Source organism: Bradyrhizobium cytisi (genome assembly GCF_008123515.1).
Lineage (GTDB): Bacteria > Pseudomonadota > Alphaproteobacteria > Rhizobiales > Xanthobacteraceae > Bradyrhizobium > Bradyrhizobium cytisi.
Genome location: NZ_VSSR01000024.1, coordinates 1 through 17,068, shown reverse-complemented (window position 1 = coordinate 17,068; position 17,068 = coordinate 1). Strand labels below are relative to the sequence as shown.

The 17,068-nt window shown below is 63.6% G+C and carries 17 protein-coding genes; 11 read left to right on the top strand and 6 right to left on the bottom strand.

The genetic code is table 11. The features are described from left to right. Positions 1–62: 62 nt before the first annotated feature. Positions 63–785, top strand: coding sequence for an RDD family protein (locus tag FXB38_RS16065; RefSeq protein WP_148751835.1), 723 nt, complete (start codon positions 63–65; stop codon positions 783–785). A 109-nt stretch (positions 786–894) separates the two neighbouring features. On the opposite strand, the gene FXB38_RS16060 is transcribed toward FXB38_RS16065, so the two are convergent. Beyond that, positions 895–2,862 (bottom strand): methyl-accepting chemotaxis protein, encoded by a 1,968-nt coding sequence (locus FXB38_RS16060; RefSeq protein ID WP_148751834.1) that lies wholly within the window; start codon positions 2,860–2,862, stop codon positions 895–897. Positions 2,863–3,065: 203 nt separating this feature from the next. After that, a complete protein-coding gene (locus FXB38_RS16055) occupies positions 3,066–4,223 on the bottom strand; it encodes an acyl-CoA dehydrogenase family protein (RefSeq protein ID WP_148751833.1) in 1,158 nt (385 codons plus the stop codon). Between the two features lie 190 nt (positions 4,224–4,413). On the opposite strand from FXB38_RS16055, the gene FXB38_RS16050 reads away from it, so the two are divergent. Then, complete coding sequence (locus FXB38_RS16050) at positions 4,414–6,042, top strand: amidase family protein (RefSeq protein ID WP_148751832.1); 1,629 nt, start codon at positions 4,414–4,416, stop codon at positions 6,040–6,042. 66 nt (positions 6,043–6,108) lie between these two features. Beyond that, positions 6,109–6,870, top strand: a complete 762-nt coding sequence (locus FXB38_RS16045; protein ID WP_148751831.1) for a hypothetical protein — start codon at positions 6,109–6,111, stop codon at positions 6,868–6,870. A gap of 7 nt (positions 6,871–6,877) precedes the next feature. On the opposite strand, the gene plsY is transcribed toward FXB38_RS16045, so the two are convergent. Further along, the gene (plsY, locus tag FXB38_RS16040) at positions 6,878–7,564 is read right to left on the bottom strand and encodes a glycerol-3-phosphate 1-O-acyltransferase PlsY (protein ID WP_148751830.1); all 687 of its coding nucleotides are present in this window, start codon (positions 7,562–7,564) and stop codon (positions 6,878–6,880) included. Between the two features lie 520 nt (positions 7,565–8,084). Between plsY and FXB38_RS16035 the strand changes: the two genes are divergently transcribed. The 6 genes from FXB38_RS16035 to FXB38_RS16010 all read left to right on the top strand — a co-directional run bounded on the left by FXB38_RS16035 (position 8,085) and on the right by FXB38_RS16010 (position 12,943). Then, positions 8,085–8,993 (top strand): serine hydrolase domain-containing protein, encoded by a 909-nt coding sequence (locus FXB38_RS16035; protein WP_187434914.1) that lies wholly within the window; start codon positions 8,085–8,087, stop codon positions 8,991–8,993. Positions 8,994–9,258: 265 nt separating this feature from the next. Continuing rightward, on the top strand, positions 9,259–9,675 hold the full coding sequence (locus FXB38_RS16030; RefSeq protein ID WP_187434913.1) for an SRPBCC family protein: 417 nt from the start codon (positions 9,259–9,261) through the stop codon (positions 9,673–9,675). A 264-nt stretch (positions 9,676–9,939) separates the two neighbouring features. Then, positions 9,940–10,245 carry a hypothetical protein gene (locus FXB38_RS43840; protein ID WP_246229921.1) on the top strand — a complete coding sequence of 102 codons (306 nt, stop codon included), beginning with the start codon at positions 9,940–9,942 and terminating at the stop codon, positions 10,243–10,245. A 32-nt stretch (positions 10,246–10,277) separates the two neighbouring features. Further along, a complete protein-coding gene (locus tag FXB38_RS16020; protein ID WP_148751827.1) occupies positions 10,278–11,375 on the top strand; it encodes a tetratricopeptide repeat protein in 1,098 nt (365 codons plus the stop codon). A 202-nt stretch (positions 11,376–11,577) separates the two neighbouring features. Further along, positions 11,578–12,036 carry a hypothetical protein gene (locus tag FXB38_RS16015; RefSeq protein ID WP_148751826.1) on the top strand — a complete coding sequence of 153 codons (459 nt, stop codon included), beginning with the start codon at positions 11,578–11,580 and terminating at the stop codon, positions 12,034–12,036. A 217-nt stretch (positions 12,037–12,253) separates the two neighbouring features. Then, positions 12,254–12,943 carry an aspartate/glutamate racemase family protein gene (locus FXB38_RS16010; RefSeq protein WP_148751965.1) on the top strand — a complete coding sequence of 230 codons (690 nt, stop codon included), beginning with the start codon at positions 12,254–12,256 and terminating at the stop codon, positions 12,941–12,943. A gap of 136 nt (positions 12,944–13,079) precedes the next feature. Here the strand turns inward: FXB38_RS16010 and FXB38_RS42755 are convergent, their stop codons facing one another. Further along, a complete protein-coding gene (locus FXB38_RS42755; protein ID WP_187434912.1) occupies positions 13,080–13,310 on the bottom strand; it encodes a hypothetical protein in 231 nt (76 codons plus the stop codon). 380 nt (positions 13,311–13,690) lie between these two features. Here FXB38_RS42755 and FXB38_RS42750 point away from each other — a divergent pair, with 380 nt between their 5' ends. Further along, entirely contained in the window at positions 13,691–14,080 is a 390-nt protein-coding gene (locus tag FXB38_RS42750) for a hypothetical protein (RefSeq protein ID WP_187434911.1), read from the top strand. 126 nt (positions 14,081–14,206) lie between these two features. Here FXB38_RS42750 and FXB38_RS16000 read toward each other — a convergent pair whose 3' ends face one another. Continuing rightward, the gene (locus tag FXB38_RS16000; protein WP_210250914.1) at positions 14,207–14,500 is read right to left on the bottom strand and encodes a hypothetical protein; all 294 of its coding nucleotides are present in this window, start codon (positions 14,498–14,500) and stop codon (positions 14,207–14,209) included. A 187-nt stretch (positions 14,501–14,687) separates the two neighbouring features. Beyond that, positions 14,688–16,499, bottom strand: a complete 1,812-nt coding sequence (gene lepA, locus FXB38_RS15995; protein ID WP_148751824.1) for a translation elongation factor 4 — start codon at positions 16,497–16,499, stop codon at positions 14,688–14,690. 113 nt (positions 16,500–16,612) lie between these two features. Here lepA and FXB38_RS15990 point away from each other — a divergent pair. Next, positions 16,613–17,068: glycosyltransferase family 39 protein (locus tag FXB38_RS15990; RefSeq protein ID WP_148751823.1), on the top strand; the 456-nt coding region annotated here is incomplete at its 3' end.

The window sequence follows — 17,068 nt, the reverse complement described above, 5'->3', positions numbered from 1 at the left end:
GTCGAACCTCGAGCCGCTTGCCGGCGTCTCTTAGGTAGATCGGATGAACGGATGCGGCGCCCATGGCCTCTGACGCTCCAACCCTGACACCCGGGCTGCGCTATGCGCGGTTCTCGCGGCGGCTGAAGGCCATCCTGCTCGACTGGATGCTCGCGATGGCCCTGCTGTTCGGAGCCTTGGCGGTGGCGAGCAACGCGCAGAGCGACACCCTGGCCCGGATCCTGGGCGTCGCAGTCGTCGTGATCCTGCTGCTCTACGAGCCGGTGCTGGTCTGGCGCACCGGCGGCACGTTCGGGCATGCCTGGACCAATCTGCGCGTCGTCGACGATCGCGGTGGCAATTTGAGCTTTGCAAAGGCGCTCGCCCGCTTCGCCATCAAGAGCCTGCTCGGCTGGTACTCGTTCCTGACCATGCTGGCCACCCGCCGCAATCAGGCGGTTCATGATCTCCTGACTCACTCGACCGTGCAGATCCGCGATGCTGCCAAGGCCAATCCGGGGCAATTCGTGACCGAGCGTAGCGCGGACGATCCGGCGATGCCCTCGTGGCGGCGGCGCGCGCTTGTGACAGTGGTCTATCTCGCGCTCGGCGTCTTGCTCTACTTCGGAGTGCTCGCCGCCCTGCTCCAGGGCGGTATCTTGTCCCGCGCCGGCATCAATCACGGCATTTGCTCGGGAGGCGACCGTATCGTCGACTTCGCCGCCGCCGCGGCGTGGCTCGCGATGATCGCCGTCGTCATCGGCATGGGCTGGCGAGGTCGCCTGTTCGGCGCACGCAAGGCCTGATTTGGACCGGGCTTGCCCGTCACGGCTGCTTCAGCCCCGACGCATCAAAATCGACGCAGTGCCGCTGAGGCGTCCTGCCGGAACGCCTTTGATTTGCGGGAGCGCCGCGTCAGGCGGCGCTGCGCAGTCCCGCCAGGAACGTATCCACGCTCTTCATCAGCGCGGTCGCATGCTGGCCGAGTTCTCCGGACGCAACCATGACGTTGCCGGCGAGCGCACGCGACTGGTCGGCGGCCTGGCTCGCGCCGGCGACGTTGGCCGAGACTTCGGTGGTGCCGGTGGAGGCCTGCTGCACGCTGCGGGCGATCTCGCGCGTCGCCGAGCCCTGCTCCTCGACGGCTGCGGCGATCGTCGTGGCGATGCCGCTGATCTCGCGGATGGTGTTGCTGATGTCGGAGATCGAGGTGACGCAATTGCCGGTGGCCGCCTGGATCGCGGAAACCTGGCTCGCAATCTCGTCGGTCGCCTTCGCGGTCTGGCTTGCCAGCTCCTTCACCTCGGACGCGACCACGGCAAAGCCGCGGCCGGCTTCGCCCGCGCGCGCCGCCTCGATCGTGGCATTGAGGGCGAGCAGATTGGTCTGGCTCGCGATCGCGCTGATCAGGCGCAGCACGTCGCCGATCCGCTCGGCGGAGGCCGCAAGGCTCGTGACCATCTCGGTCGTCTCGGCGGCCTTGACCACCGCGTTGCCCGCAACCTGGCTGGAATGGGTGACCTGGCGGCCGATCTCGGTGACGGAGGAGGCGAGCTCCTCGGTCGCGGCCGCCACGGCATTGACGCTGGTCGAGGCTTCTTCCGACGCGGTCGCAGCGGCCGAAGCACGCTGCGAGGTGCCGGTCACGCTGGAGGTGATTTCGCCGGCGACATGCTGCATGCCTTCGGTGGCCTCGGCGACGGCGGACACCACGCCCTTGACGTCGGCCTCGAACCGATCAGCCATCCGGCGCTGCAGCGCCTGCTTCTCGATCTCCGCCTTGGCCTTGTCGGCCTCCTGCGCCTCGCGCAGCGAGCCCGCTTCGAGCATGCTCTGGCGGAACAATTCGACCGCCTTGGCCATGGTGCCGAGCTCGTCCGCCCGCTCGCTGCCGGGAATCGTGACGCTGGTGTCGCCGCTCGACAGCCGGTTCATCACCGCCGTGATCGCGGTGAGCGGACGCGACAATCCGCGCCCGAGCAGGAACGCCAGCAGGATAGCGGCGGCGAGGATCGCGACCGTGCCGAGGATCAGATTGCGTTCGGAGGCGGCGAAAGCGGCCTCGTATTCGCTCGTGTCCTTGATGATCTCAAGCACGCCGACCGGCTGGCCTGCGTAGTTCCTGATCGACCCGGCATAGACCTCGGCCGGGTGGCCGTCGAGCTCGGCCTCGCGCAGCAGCGGCGGGCCGTTGATCACGGCTCTCAGCTCGTCCGGCTTGGCGACGGCGTTCTCGCCGAAGGTCGACGACAGCTTGTTCAGCGACGAACCGTCGACGGAATAGACCGCGAGGTCGATGCCAAACCGCTTCTTGGCGCGGTCGACGAATTCCTTGCCGAAGGCGGCGCCGACGTCGACATTGGCGAGGGTCTTGCCGTCGCGCACGATCGGCGTCATGCCGAAGATGCCGAGCGCCTCGCGGCCGGGCTCGACGCCGACGATCTGGCGGCCGGTCTTGAGCGCCTCAACCACGGTGGCACGGCGCCCGGAGACGTCGTCGCCGAAGGTCTTGGGCGCGTGAACGCGATAGAACGAGAGCGCCGGCGGCAGCTGGAAGGTGATCAGCGGGATGCCCTGCGCCTTCAGCGCCTTGTTGGCGTCGCCGAGCAGATTGGCGAGCGCGTCGCGGTCACCCTTGGCGATGGCGTCGCCGACCGGCGGCAGCGCCGCGATCACGGCGGAGACGGCGAGTGCCGAACGTCCCTCATAGTCGATGGCTGCGATGACGCTCTCATATTGCAGCTTGAGCTGCTGATCGAGCGCCAGCCGTGTCAGCGCCCGCTGCTGGGTGATCGAGAAACCGGAGAGGATGGCGCAGGCCACCGCAACGGTGAGCGCGATGGTGAGGATCAGGCGGGCCGCAATCGACTTGAGCATGAACATCGAAAATTCCCGGGCATTCCAAAAGATTGATTCTTGGTTTTGCCGAACGGTCTCAGAAATTGCTTAACAACAGGGCGGCATCGCCTCCGTGTTTCAACGGATTCGCTACCATCCTTTTGCATGACTCAATGCGGTAGGCGCATGGAGAGGCTGATCGTTTGTCGCAAGCAGGGACAAAGCGCCGCAGCTTCGCGCGGCGGCGACTAGCGGTTTTCGGCGAGGATCATCTTGCCGACATCCTCGTAATGCGTGTCGCGGGCCTGGATCTGCTGGGTGATCGCATGCATGTCGCGAAACCGTCGCTCGAACGGATTGCTGCGGAACACGGCGGTGGCGCCGGCCATGTGATAGGCGGTGTCGACCACTTTTGCCGATTGCTGGATGGTCCAGGTCGCGGCGAGGCGGACGGCGCTGCGATGCGCCGGGCTGAACAGTTTGGTCGCAGAGAGGTCGCGCCACATCGCATGTGCCGTCGCATAGAGATAGGCGCGCGCGGCGCGCAAATCCGCCTCGGTGCGGCCGATCAGACCTTGGACAGCCTGGTTGTCGCGCATGGCGCTTGCCGCCAATGACTGGTGCTTTGCGCGCGCCAGTGTGATCGCCGCATCCAGCGTCGCGCGCGCGACGCCGAGCGAGACCGCGGCGAAGCCGAGGCTGAAGGTCGAGCCGGTCGGAAGCCGGTAGAGCGGGCCCGGCTCGCGCAAGGCTTCGGCCACGTCGCGGAAGGCGGCAAAGCGATCGGGGATGAAGAGATCATGCACCTCGTAGGAATCGGTGCCGGTGCCGGCGAGCCCGATCGCCTGCCAGACGTCGTGCATCACGGCACTCGCGAGCGGGAACAGGATGGTGCGCATCTCCGGCGAGCCGTCGGCGTTCTTGCGCGGCGTGCCGTCGGCATTGACGATGCGGACATGCGCGCCAAGCCAGCTCGCCTGCCGCGAGCCCGAGGCAAAATCCCAGCGCGCGGTGACGCGGTAGCCGCCCTCGACCGCGCGCGCCTCGTGCGCCACCGCGCCCCAGGCGAGGATGCCGGCGGGGGCCGTGTTGAAGATCTCGTGCGCGGTGTCGTGGTCGAGGCTGGCTGCGATCATGGCGCAGACGCTGCATTGGCCGAGGCACCAGGCGGTGGACGCATCGGCCTTCGCGATCTCCTCCAGCATCTGCATGAAGATGTCGGGCGGCGCTTCCGACCCGCCCAGGCTCTGCGGCAGCAGCGCACGATAGAGCCCGTTCTCGATCAGCGCGTTGACAACATCAGGCGTCAGCCGCCGCGTCCGCTCGATCTGGTCGGCCTCGTCAGCAATCAGCGGCACGATGGCCCGCGCCCGCTCGACCAGGTCAAACCCCGGAGTTGCGTTCATGTCAGCGTTTCCTCGCCCATTCTTGCTGTGAGCGGTCGATCACGCGATGGTGGTCTATTTGGTGGGGACGATCAAGGCGGCGGGAGTCGGCGACGCATTGTCCCGCTTGTGTCAAACTCGGTGATCACCTTGCGGCGCAATCGCGATAAATGCTACATCCTGTAGCACATCTCTCTCCAAGAGGCACGTCATGAAGAAGCCCGCCCGTCGCGCTGCGGCTGCCGTCCGCGGCACGACGCCGCCCGAGCTGAGGCTCGAGCACACGCCGATGAGCGACATCATCGATGCCCTCGCCGGCGGGCAGGTCACCGCGACCGCGCTCGCAAACGCCTATCTCGCGCGCATCGGAGCTTACGATCGTGCCGGGCCGGCGCTGAACGCCGTCCGGGCGCTCAATCCCGACGCGCTTGCGATCGCGGGCAAGCTCGACGGCACCAAGCCGTCGGCCAAGCGGTCGCTGGCCGGCGTGCCGATCCTGGTGAAGGACAATATCGCGACTTCCGACCAGCAGCCGACCACGGCGGGTTCGCTGGCGCTGGAAGGCGCGCGCGCCAGACGCGACGCCACCGTCGTCAAGCTGCTGCGGAAAGCCGGCGCGGTGATCCTCGGCAAGGCGAACTTGACCGAGTTCGCTAACATCCTCGCGATCGAGATGCCTTCGGGCTATTCGTCGCTGGGCGGTCAGGTCAGGAATCCCTACGTACCGGCGCTGATGGACGGTCGCGGTATCCCGCTCGTGGACCCCGGCGGATCGAGCTCGGGTTCGGCGGTCGCCGTGGCGGCCGGCCTGTGCGCGGCCTCGATCGGCACCGAGACGTCCGGCTCGCTGCTGCATCCTGCCAGCCGGAATGGCCTCGTCACGGTGAAGCCGACCGTCGGACTGATCAGCCGTGCCGGGATCGTGCCGATCGCGCACAGTCAGGACACCGCGGGACCGATGACGCGCACGGTGCGCGACGCCGCCATGCTGTTGAATGTGCTCGCCGCCCAGGACCCGCGCGATCCCGCGACGGAACGGCAGAAGCGGCCGGCCGACTACACCGCCAACCTCGCACGCGATGCGATGAAGGGCGCACGCATCGGGGTGCCGAGCGACCCTGCCGACCCGCTGAACGATTGCTACTACGGCAAGTTGTCATCCGAAGGGGCCAGGCTGATGACCGAAGTCATCAAGGTGATGGAAGATCTCGGCGCCGTCGTCGTGCGCGCCAGCATGCCGACGCGCGGCTGGATCGCCGGGCCGGGCACCGGCATGGCCGTGCTCAACCGCAATCCGCTGAGCCCCAACAAGGGCAATCCGACGGGCTCGCCGATCGTGTTTCTCTACGAGCTGAAGCACGGTCTCAATCTCTACCTCAGGCATTGGGCGACCAATACCGACATGAAAACCATGGCCGACATCATCGCCTTCAACGCGGCGCACGCGCAGACGGCGCTGCGTTTCGGCCAGGACCTCTTTCTCGCCGCCGAACTCACCAAGGGCGATCTGAGCGAGCGCGAGTACAAATCGGCCCGCGTCATGGACCTGCTCGCCGCCGGGACGCATGGCATGGACGCCTACATGGACCGGCACAAGCTGGACGCCGTCCTGTTCCCCGGTGCGACCGGCGCAGCAATCGCAGCCAAGGCGGGCTATCCCAGCGTCATGGTGCCCGCGGGCTTCATCTCAGGGGCCGGCGACAAGGAGACGCCGGACTATCCGCTTGGCATCACCTTCGCGGGCCGTGCCTGGAGCGAGCACAAGCTTTTGCGCCTCGCCTACGCCTATGAGCAGGCCTCGAACATGCGCAAGCCGCCGCCCGGCCTGCCGGCGCTCTGAACCTCGGCGGCGCGCGCGGCGACCAACAACCGCCATCGTCACGAATGGCGCCGCTCGAGGTCTCCCATGCCGATCGTCAGAATCCTCCTGCTTCTTCTCGCGCTCACTTCGGCCGCGCTTACTTGGCCCGCGCTCGCGCAGGATGGCGCACGCGATCTGGCTGCTGCGCGCGATGCCGCGAAGGCGTTCAAGGTCTATGTCGATGGCGTCGCGAAGAAGGGCGAGCGGCCCGATCTGACCCGGCCGGAGGTCGCGACGCTGCTCGGCCATATCTTCGATCTCGACGCCCTCGCGGCGCTGCCGCCGGCGCAAGCCAGCGATATGGGCTGGCTGATGGACTGGACTAACGCCGCCAACGCGACCCATAAGCTGTTCATTCTTTATGGCGCGAAGCCGGGTCTGGAGCCTGATCTTGCGGCGCTCCAGCGCAACATGACCGAGTATGGCGACCAGTACGCGGTGGCGATGAGCTTCATGATCCGCGGCATGGCGCGCGAGGCGGTCGCGGGCCAATTGTTCTGGGCGGAGCTCGCGCCGGAGCAGCGCACCCGCATCCGCGAGGAGGGGTTTACCGGCTTCCGCAAGAACAGCGCCGTCTACATCCTGACCACGGTCTGCGCCGCGATCCAGGGCGCCGGCAAGCCCGCCAACGCGCGCCTGGTGGCGGCTGCGCTGCGCGACACGCGCGAGGTCTGGGCGAGCTTTCTGCTGCCGCAGGATCGGGCCCGCGTGATCGCAGAGCTCGCCGACCTTCCGAAATGGGCGCCCGACGAGATGGCGCGCGCCGACCTCGCCACCTTCACGGCCGCGCTTCAGGCGGTGAATTGATCCCGCATCAGAGCTCCGCTTCTGCTTTCGCGTCCGGGCTACCCTGTCCCAGCCGCGGCTCCGTCCCCGCCAGCAGCCGTTGAATGTTGGCGCGATGGCGGATGATCACGTAGAGGCCGCCTGCGATCACCAGCAGCCGATAGGGCAGAGGGTGTTCGAAACCGCAGACGAGAGCGATGGCCGTCAGCGCCGCGAGCATCGAGCTCAGTGAAACGATCCGCGCGATCGCCAGCACGACGCCAAACACGGCCGCCGCACCCAGTCCCACCGGCCAGGACATCGCCAGCAGCACGCCGAGCCCGGTTGCAGCCGACTTGCCGCCCGTAAAATTCAGCCAGATCGAGCGGCCATGGCCCAGCAGCGCGGCAATTCCGGCGAGGCACACCGCCCACGGCACCCAGGTTTGCAGATCGGACGCCGTCGGCGGCGTCGGAGACAATTCGGTGGTGAGCCAGGGACAGAACCAGCGGGCAACGAGGATGGCCGCCACGCCCTTCAGCACATCGGCGATCAGCACCACCAGCGCAGGCCATTTGCCGAGGGTCCGCAGCACATTGGTGGCGCCGGTGGATCTGGAGCCGTGCTCGCGAATGTCGATCCCCCTCAACAGTTTTCCTGCCAGATAGCCTGAGGGGATCGAGCCGACGAGATAGGCGATCACCAATCCAAGTGCACCTGCAATCCAGAAAACCATCGTCTTGTTTCCAACGGGTTTGTGGCCAGTGTCTCGTATGCGCTGTTTTATCGCCGGCTTTGCCTCACCGCCATGCGTCTGCCTACAATGAAGGCTCTTTCACAACCTGCCACGCCGCAAAACGGTCACACACCGAACGGCATCCTTGGGTTGCTCATCACGGGCAACGGTGGCAGGGCAAGCGCATATAGGAGCGATTCCCCTGTGGCTATCCTTCGAGACGCCCGCCGCTGGCGGGCCCTCAGGATGAGGACCGAGCGTGTGGCCGTAGCTTTGACGAGCACCGATGCCGCTTAGCCTCATCCTGAGGAGACCGCGAAGCGGTCGTCTCGAAGGACGAGGCGCGCACTCAGGTCGTGCAAAATGCCATATGCGATTGGCCTGGCAATAGTAGGGAGAGCCTGAGATGCGGAGATGGATTGGCGTCGTTGCAGCCGTGTGTGCCTTCGCCTTGAGTCCCGTCAGCGCACAACCTTCATCCGGGTGCGGCATTCCGCAGGAGATCCATGACGGATGGGCGATGACCTCGCCGGAGCAACAGGGGCTGAACGCGGCGCTGCTCTGCGCGATGGATGACGGCATCAGCGGCGGCAAGCTCGCCAATGTCGACGACATCGTCGTCATCAGGCATGGCGTGCTCGTCTACGAGCGCTATTTTGCGTATCCTCATCAGCTCAATTTCGACGCGACCTCGCGGCACCGGGGTAATTCGATGACCAAGAGCGTTGTGTCGCTGCTGGTCGGCATCGCCATGGAGCGCGGCCTGATCAAGGACGTAGACGTTCCGGCCTTTTTTTATCTTCCAGAGAATGCCGATCTCCGTATGCTTGACAAGGATCCCATAACCCTGCGCCATCTCCTGACGATGTCGGCGGGATTGGGCTCCGACAGGGCTCCCGGTGTCACCTTCCGGTACAGCGACAGCGAAACAGAGCTTGTTGGCGCCATCCTGAAAAAGGTCACCGGGAAAACCGTCGATGTCCTGGCTCAGGAAGAACTCTTCGCACCGCTCGGCATCAACGACGTCGAATGGCATAAATCGCCGTTCAGCGGCGTTGCCATGTCGAGCGCGGGGCTGAATCTACGCCCCCGCGACTGGGCGAAAATCGGCCAGCTTGTTCTCAACCGTGGCGCTTGGGAAGGCCGGCAGATCGTTCCGGCGTCCTGGGTGGATCAATCGACGGCGGAGCAGATCACGACCGAGGAGCCGCAATCCTACGGCTATCAGTGGTGGCTTGGTCGATCACTGGAGGGGAATCGCGAAGTTCAATGGATCGCTGCGCAGGGCTTCAATTCCCAGAAAACCATCATCATCCCCGCGCTCGACATGGTCGTCGTCTTCAACGCGTCCCGGCAATCCAAGAACATGGTTGCGCCCGAGCTCGACCTGCTGGATCGCTACATCGTGCCCGCGGCTTCAAGGGATTGATTGAGGTATTGGCGGCGACCCGCTTTTCCAGCGAGCAATGCCTTACTGCGCTTCATGCGAAAGTAAAGAGGGCGGTCGGTTCTAATCCATCCAGGACTCCTCCCCAGCATCCGATTTTTTTCGTATTGACGGCCCGGCCATGTCGGCAACGGCCGGTCTCGACCGTCCTTGGGTGGACACCTCCCGGACGTGCTGGACATGGACCCCGCACACCGGAAGTGACGTCGCCACCTCGAGCCGTCAAAATCGAACTGGAGCAATGCCCATGAGGATCACCGTCGAAACCAGCGTCGCCGCCCCGATCGATCAGGTCTGGCGTGCCTATACGACGCCTGCCGACATCGTGAAGTGGAACGCCGCGTCGGACGACTGGCATACGACCAAAGCGACGGTCGACCTGCGCGAAGGCGGCGTGTTCACGTCCCGCATGGAGGCCAAGGACGGCAGCATGGGTTTTGACTTCGCCGGCACCTACACGACGATCGTTGAGCACAAGCTGATCGAATATGCGTTCGGCGATCGCAAGGCCGAGGTCGAGTTCGTCCCCGGTCCGAAGGGCGTCGTCGTCCGCGTCGTGTTCGATGGCGAAGAGACGCACTCGGTCGAGCAGCAGCAAGGCGGCTGGCAGGCGATCCTCGACAGTTTTGCGCGATACGTCGAGGCGAAGCAGAAGACGTCGTAAGGGCGCGCAAGCCAGGGGATGGAGGCGGGGCCGGATGCAAGTGTTGGCGCAACGGTTCCCCTCCTGCCATCGACCGAGACGGATGGCGCGCGGTCGCGACAGGCGCCAGTGCGCTCGCTCGCGCCGAGCCTTTCATGGTGGCTGAGATCTCGCAAGAAACGGCTAACCATTGCGACGGCTGCAGAGGGGAGGGCATGGAAAGGCCAATCAACCAATGATAGCATGCCGTCTCTGAGGCCAACCAAGGGGACTGTCGTGCCTGGAATGACCAAGCCTCGCTCTTGGTTTCTGCCCGTTGTCGTGTGGATCGCTCTTGTCGGAGTTCTTCTCGCCTGGTTTACGCTCACACCACGCGGTGGTGCGCCGTACTGGTTGGTGAGTCTGATTGTGTCCTGGTTGCCCTTCCTGGCGCTGGTGGGCGTTTGGTTGTGGTTTTCGCGCAGGAATGGGCGCGCGTCATCCGGGGCGAGTTGGGTCGATCTCTTCGAGCAGCAGGTCGCCGAAACCCAACGCACGAACACATTGTTGGAGAGGATCGCGGCGGCCCTTGAAAAGCCGTCTGCCGGTTAGCTCGCACATCGGTGCATCGCGGGGAGAAGTGGATGCGCTCTTGGATTTCCGCGCATGTCTGGCTGGTCGCCCTGGTATTCGCAGCGGTGGCTTTCGTCAGCCGGCCGGCGGCAGCCGACGATCGACAGGAGTGTTTGAACGGATCGAAGGAAACCGCTGCCGCGACCATCGCTGCCTGTACACGCGCGATTGAAAGCGGAGACTACGATGACCGCGACCTGTCCATCCTGTATCATCAGCGCGGCGACTTCTGGTCATGGACAAGCCTTGCCGATTGCGTCGACCGCGCCCTCAAGGACTACACCGACGCGATCCGGCTTGAACCAGAAGCTGTGAGCTCACTGCTCAACCGCTCGCATATCTACAACCAACGGCATGACTACGACCGGGCGATAGCGGACGTTAACCGGGCGTTCGAAGGCGGCCTGTCGGACTATGGAAAGCGGGTCGGATACGACGAGCGCGGCTACGCCTATCAAGCCAAGGGTGACATCGACCGTGCCATCGCGGACTATACCGACAGCATCCAGCTCAATGCCAACAGCTATTTCGCCCTCTCAGCCCGCGGCAGCGCCTACCATGCCAAAGGCGATCTCGATCGCGCCATCGCTGACCTCGATCAGGTGATCGCGCTTTATCCGAAATATGCGCCCCCCTATTACAACCGCTGCCTCGTATACAGGGAAAAGGGTGACTTCGATCGCGCCATCGCCGACTGTAGTCAGGCGATCGCGCTCTATCCGCAATACAGGGACGCCTACTACTACCGTGGCGACGCTTATCAAGCCAAAGGTGACGTCGACCGCGCCATCGCCGACTACGATCAGATCATCTCGCTTGATCCGAATGATAGCGACGCCCATAGCAGTCGCGCCACTGCGTACCTTTCCAGGGGCGATTTCCGCCGTGCCTTCGCGGACCTTGGCCCGGGACAAGTGCTGTTATGGCTCGCCACCATTGTCTTGCTGGCCGTGATTGGCTGGCTTTGCAGCCGAACAGGCGTGTATGCGCGCCGATGGTCCGGGCGGACAATGATCGAGGTTTGCGAACAGCAGATTGCCGACATGCAGCACAGGAACGCCGCCCTGGAGAGAATCGCGGCGGCTCTGGAGAAGCATTCGTGGAGTTAGCTCGTAGGATGGGCAGATCGAAGCGAAGCCCATCAAACTTCATTCCCGCTGTACGCTGGTCAGCGCGATGGGTTTCGCAAGAGCTCAACCCATCTTACGGGCTGCCGAGTTTGTCGGCTCCGGGGCACACCGGACTCACGCAGCGCATACGATCCGGTTGGTGATACGCTCCAGCCTTGCGAATCAGCATCGAGCGACCACGATGTACGTTCTCAAGCCAGGCGTTAAAGCGGACCCGCATCGGCAGTGGTCACTGCCGGACCGTATCTTCTTCGGGTACGGCGCCTGCCATATCCTTGCTGGAGTTTTCTTGGATCAGCCTCCGCTTCCCGGCTTTTATGCGGAGCGCGTGATCCCGGCCGGAAGTTTCTTAGGATACCATGTCTACCTAACCAACGGCGTCATTGCGTTCGATTATCACGGCTATTCTATCCTTGACCGGCTCCTGGAGCATCACAAGCGTGTATGGTCTAGGCAATATGACGGTTGGCTCTGCGCAATCCGAAGGGTGGACTTCAACCTCCTCTCTACAGCAGACTTGAACAAGCGACAGATGCGGGGACCAGATCAGTATCTGCATGATCCCATCCCTCGCGCTCGTAGATTTATCGAGCAAAGAGACCACGCCAATGCATCAGCCAAGGCGCTTGCGAGCGCATAGCTCGTAGGATGGGCAGAGCGAAGCGAAACCCATCGAATTTCATTCCCGCTGTACGCTGGTCAGCGCGATGGGTTTCGCAAGAGCTCAACCCATCCTACGAACTGTATCAGACCGATGATGCATTCGCATCGCGGGCCTCGCACCTCAGGACGACGTGATGGCGAGCTTCGACGTCCTCGTTTACAATGCGGTTGAATCACTGTTCGGAGACGCCAAGATGCAAACCATCGGCCTGATCGGGGGCATGAGCTGGGAAAGCACCGCGCTCTACTACAAGCTCATCAACGAGCGCGTCCGCGACCGTATGGGGAAGCTGCATTCGGCTCCGCTGTTGCTGTACTCCTACGATTTCCAGGAGATCAAGGAGATGCAATACGCCGGCCGCTGGGCCGAGGCGGCGGCGAGCCTTGCGGAGGTGGCCGCGCGGCTCGAAAGCGCAGGTGCGCGAGCGATCGTGCTGTGCACCAACACGATGCACAAGCTCGCGCCTGAAATCACGTCGAAGCTGACCATTCCCTTCATTCACATCGGCGACGCAACGGCGCAGCGCATTCGGGCCAAGGGATATCGACGGGTCGGGTTGCTGGGCACGAAGTTCACGATGGAAGAGGAGTTCTACATCGATCGGCTGCGCGCGCATGATCTCGATGTCCTCATTCCCTCAGCCGACGAGCGGGCCGACGTGAACCGCATCATCTACGACGAGCTGTGCCTTGGTGTCGTCGCCGAGCCCTCGCGACGCAGCTATCAGGACGTGATGGCCGCGCTCGTTAAGCGCGGGGCGGAGTGCATCATCCTCGGCTGCACCGAGATCACGATGCTGGTCGGGGCTGCCGATACGTCGGTCGAGACCTTCGACACCACGGCCATTCACGCCGAGGCAGCGGCCGATTTCGCGATCGGATGAGGGCAATGTCGGCGGAGGTTAAGCGCGCGCCTCTGAAGCCGAGAGTTCGGCCTTCTCTGCTTCCGGGCCAGAAGCGGTTATCGACCCGGGTGCGCCACCCGTAAATTTCCCAAGTGCTGGCCCCTAGCCGCAGTCGTTAGTGGTGCAGGTCGCGGGGCCGCACCATGAAGACACCGAAGCCAAAGCAATGGACCGAGCAGGAGATTCGACGGTTGGGCGCGCTGGCCCGGCGGGGCGTTGGAGCATTGAAGATCGCCGCCGAATTGGGCCGCCATGCCGGATCAGTCAGGCGAATGGCGCGAGCGAAAGGAATATTGTTGAAGAAGTAGCGGCCGTGTCGGGGCGCTGCCTGCTCAACGAGGCGCACGGACGGTGTCCTACAGTCCGAAGCCTCTGCTGATGTCCCGCATGAGCCGGAGCGCGGCCTCAGTATTGCGACCGTAGAAGAGCGCGCGATCAAGCTGGGAAAGGAACCCCATTCCGAATAGCGCTATGGCGAAGCCTCTAATCATGGTTGTGGACCGGGTTGAACGATGCTGTGAAAGTTCAAAACGGCCCCAGCCGCAGGATGGGGTAACAGCCGGGGCCGGCATTCCCATTCCAATGTGCCGCGATCGGCGGTGGGCGGCACTCATCAAGTTAGGCACACAGAAGCTAACAAACCATTTGGTTTCGCAGTCACTCCGCGGGTGCCGCGGCCGGCTGTGTAATGCTGCGCCTTCCGTGAAGCGGTGGGCAAACCGAGCAATGGTCGAAATGATCGAGCGCTGCATCATTGGCCAAATGTTCCCAATACTCAGCTTCGGCGAGCAGTTTCCAACTTCGATCAGGATGACGCGCGGCTGTCTGACGGCACAGCACTGCCATCGCGCGCAGGCGACCCGCAGTATCCATGTACTCCTCCCTTTATTCTTGTTGATTGCAGCCTATTTTCTTTTTTTGCGTCGGAGTCATTACGATTATGAGGCTGAACTAATTTTCATCCCCGAAGAGCGATTCGATTCTGTTGCACCTTCAAATCGCGTTTCGAGCACAACTGGCGCAATCAGCGAGACTGCCGTCCGGCGCGCTTCCCCGTACATCTACGGGCGTTGCGCATCCATCGTCCTTGGCATCTCCTTCGGATTGTTTTTATGACGATCAAATTTTCAGACGAGGGTTCATGGGCGTTCAAGCCATGATGGCGACGATCCTCCAGAACCAATGGAACGGCGCGGCGTGCATTCGCTGCCTTCATCAGATCATGAAGCGATCATTGAGCCGTCAGACGTTCGCCATCGGAGCCAATTCCAGCTTGGCGGATGATTTTTCCAGCAGCCAGACTTGAGCCGTTCGCCGTGGGTCATTCCGATAGTTCTGGAAGTCCGCTTCGGATGCGAAGCTGACGATGTGCATTTCCATCGTGCCATCGGCATTTCGAAGCCGCCGCTCCAGGCGCCCGTTGAACTCGGGCAAGAGCGGCAGCACCGCATCCTCATAGGCTCTGAAGTCCGCGACGCCCTCTGCCGGTATTCGGGCGATGAGCGCAAACGTGATGGGGATGGGTTGATGGGACATCGTCGCCTGCCGGCTGCACCACTGCCATGATGCCATCCTGCCGGTGTTTTGCCCGACGCGTCAACCGATTTTCGTAAAAATCGAAAAACCACAGCGCCGACAAGGCGTCGGCTACTGTGCATGGGGTTGTTTTCGAGATCTGGGGTGTCCGGCCCCCAGGACATCCCGGGCCGAACGTTGAACAGCCTCAGCTGTCGACCTTCAGCGCGGCAATGAAGGCTTCCTGCGGGATGTCGACCTTGCCGAACTGCCGCATCTTCTTCTTGCCTTCCTTCTGCTTCTCCAGAAGTTTTCGTTTGCGCGTGATGTCGCCGCCATAGCACTTGGCGGTGACGTCCTTGCGCAGCGCGCGCACGGTCTCGCGCGCGATCACCTTGCCGCCGATCGCCGCCTGGATCGGGATCTGGAACATGTGCGGCGGGATCAGGTCCTTCATCTTCTCGACCATGGCGCGGCCGCGCCCCTCCGCGCGGGTGCGATGCACCAGCATCGAGAGCGCATCGACCGGCTCGTTGTTGACCAGGATCTGCATCTTGACGAGATCGGCCGGCTTGTAGTCGGTGAGATGATAGTCGAACGAGGCGTAACCCTTCGAGACCGACTTCAGCCGGTCGTAGAAGTCGAACACGACTTCGTTGAGCGGCAGGTCGTATTTCACCATTGCGCGGGAGCCGACGTAAGTCAGCTCCTTCTGCGCGCCGCGGCGGTCCTGGCACAGCTTCAGCACGCTGCCGAGATACTCGTCGGGCGTGAGGATGGTCGCCTCGATCCAGGGCTCCTGGATCTCCGCGATCTTGACCACGTCGGGCATGTCGATGGGATTGTGGATCTCGATCTCGCTGCCGTCGTTGAGCTTCATCTTGTAGATGACGCTCGGCGCGGTCGCGATCAGATTGAGGTCGAATTCGCGCGACAGCCGCTCCTGGATGATCTCGAGGTGCAACAGCCCGAGGAAGCCGCAGCGGAAGCCGAAGCCGAGTGCGGCCGAGGTTTCCATCTCGAAGGAGAAGCTGGCGTCGTTCAGCCGCAGCTTGCCCATCGCGGCGCGCAGCGTCTCGAAGTCGTCGGCGTCGACCGGGAACAGGCCGCAGAACACCACGGGGATCGCCGGCTTGAAGCCCGGCAGCATCTCGGTGACCGGCTTCCTGTCGTCGGTGATCGTGTCGCCGACGCGGGTGTCGGCGACTTCCTTGATCGCGGCGGTGATGAAGCCGATCTCGCCGGGGCCGAGCTCGTCGACCTGCGTCATCTTCGGCGTGAAGAAGCCGACGCGCTCGATGTCGTAGGCCGCACCGGTGCCCATCATGCGGACGCGGCTGCCCTTCTTCATGACGCCGTCGACGACGCGGATCAGAACAACGACGCCGAGATAGACGTCGTACCAGCTGTCGACCAGCAGCGCCTTCAGGGTCGCGTCGCGATCGCCGTTCGGCGGCGGCAGGCGGGTCACGATGGCCTCCAGCACATCGGGAATGCCGAGGCCGGTCTTGGCCGAGATCATCACGGCGTCGGAGGCGTCGATGCCGATGACGTCCTCGATCTGCTGCTTGACCTTCTCGGGCTCGGCAGCCGGAAGGTCGACCTTGTTCAGGACCGGGACGATCTCGTGATTGTTGTCGAGCGCCTGGTAGACGTTGGCGAGCGTCTGCGCTTCGACGCCCTGGCTGGCGTCGACCACGAGCAGGGAACCTTCGCACGCCGCCAGCGACCGCGAGACCTCGTAGGCGAAGTCGACATGGCCGGGCGTGTCCATCAGGTTGAAGATGTAATCCTTGCCGTCCTTGGCGTGGTAGGCGAGCCGCACCGTCTGCGCCTTGATGGTGATGCCGCGCTCGCGCTCGATGTCCATGGAATCGAGCACCTGCTCCTTGCCGGCCATTTCGCGGTCGGTCAGGCCCCCGGTCATCTGGATCAGGCGGTCGGCCAGCGTCGATTTGCCATGGTCGATATGGGCGACGATGGAGAAATTGCGGATGTTGGAAATGGGGACGGTCGTCATGGGCGCGGGATACCACTCACATCCCCGTGCGGCAACCATATTGCTGTAATTTCAGGGCCTTTCTTCACGCCAAGCTGATTCCAAGCGGAGCCAAAACGCGCTACGCAAAGCCGATGTCAGCGACCTCGATCCCCTCCGCCCGGGCGCGCGCGAAGACTCGCCTCAGCTTTGACCGTTTCCGGGCCTGGCTGGTTGCCTACGCGACCCACCCCTCAGCCCGGCTTTGGCTGGTGATCCAGCTCGCCATCCTGCATGCCGTGATCTGGACCTTCATCCTGATCAATCTCAAGGCGGCGCAGGACGTTCACATGGACGTCGCAGAAGCCTGGGGCTGGGGACAGAAATTCCTGTGGGGCTACGGCAAGCATCCGCCGTTGTCGGGCTGGATCGCCGGGCTCTGGTTCAAGGTGTTTCCGGCGGCGGACTGGGCGACTTATGCGCTGGCGATGGCGACCGTCAGCGTCGGCATGGTGATCTGCTGGCTGGTGGCGCTGCGTGTGGTCGATCCGCGCCGCGCGTTCCTGGTCGTGGTGATGGTCGCGCTCTATCCGATCCCTAACCGAAGACAT

What these genes read in the sequence shown, in the direction of transcription:
- FXB38_RS16055 (WP_148751833.1), bottom strand. Translation starts at nt 4,223, where the DNA reads ATGAACGCAACTCCGGGGTTTGACCTGGTCGAGCGGGCGCGGGCCATC.
- FXB38_RS16020 (WP_148751827.1), top strand. Translation starts at nt 10,278, where the DNA reads ATGCGCTCTTGGATTTCCGCGCATGTCTGGCTGGTCGCCCTGGTATTC.
- FXB38_RS43840 (WP_246229921.1), top strand. Translation starts at nt 9,940, where the DNA reads ATGACCAAGCCTCGCTCTTGGTTTCTGCCCGTTGTCGTGTGGATCGCT.
- lepA (WP_148751824.1), bottom strand. Translation starts at nt 16,499, where the DNA reads ATGACGACCGTCCCCATTTCCAACATCCGCAATTTCTCCATCGTCGCC.
- FXB38_RS16010 (WP_148751965.1), top strand. Translation starts at nt 12,254, where the DNA reads ATGCAAACCATCGGCCTGATCGGGGGCATGAGCTGGGAAAGCACCGCG.
- FXB38_RS16065 (WP_148751835.1), top strand. Translation starts at nt 63, where the DNA reads ATGGCCTCTGACGCTCCAACCCTGACACCCGGGCTGCGCTATGCGCGG.
- FXB38_RS42750 (WP_187434911.1), top strand. Translation starts at nt 13,691, where the DNA reads ATGGTCGAAATGATCGAGCGCTGCATCATTGGCCAAATGTTCCCAATA.
- FXB38_RS16015 (WP_148751826.1), top strand. Translation starts at nt 11,578, where the DNA reads ATGTACGTTCTCAAGCCAGGCGTTAAAGCGGACCCGCATCGGCAGTGG.
- FXB38_RS16050 (WP_148751832.1), top strand. Translation starts at nt 4,414, where the DNA reads ATGAAGAAGCCCGCCCGTCGCGCTGCGGCTGCCGTCCGCGGCACGACG.
- FXB38_RS16035 (WP_187434914.1), top strand. Translation starts at nt 8,085, where the DNA reads ATGACCTCGCCGGAGCAACAGGGGCTGAACGCGGCGCTGCTCTGCGCG.
- plsY (WP_148751830.1), bottom strand. Translation starts at nt 7,564, where the DNA reads ATGGTTTTCTGGATTGCAGGTGCACTTGGATTGGTGATCGCCTATCTC.
- FXB38_RS16030 (WP_187434913.1), top strand. Translation starts at nt 9,259, where the DNA reads ATGAGGATCACCGTCGAAACCAGCGTCGCCGCCCCGATCGATCAGGTC.
- FXB38_RS16000 (WP_210250914.1), bottom strand. Translation starts at nt 14,500, where the DNA reads ATGTCCCATCAACCCATCCCCATCACGTTTGCGCTCATCGCCCGAATA.
- FXB38_RS16060 (WP_148751834.1), bottom strand. Translation starts at nt 2,862, where the DNA reads ATGTTCATGCTCAAGTCGATTGCGGCCCGCCTGATCCTCACCATCGCG.
- FXB38_RS16045 (WP_148751831.1), top strand. Translation starts at nt 6,109, where the DNA reads ATGCCGATCGTCAGAATCCTCCTGCTTCTTCTCGCGCTCACTTCGGCC.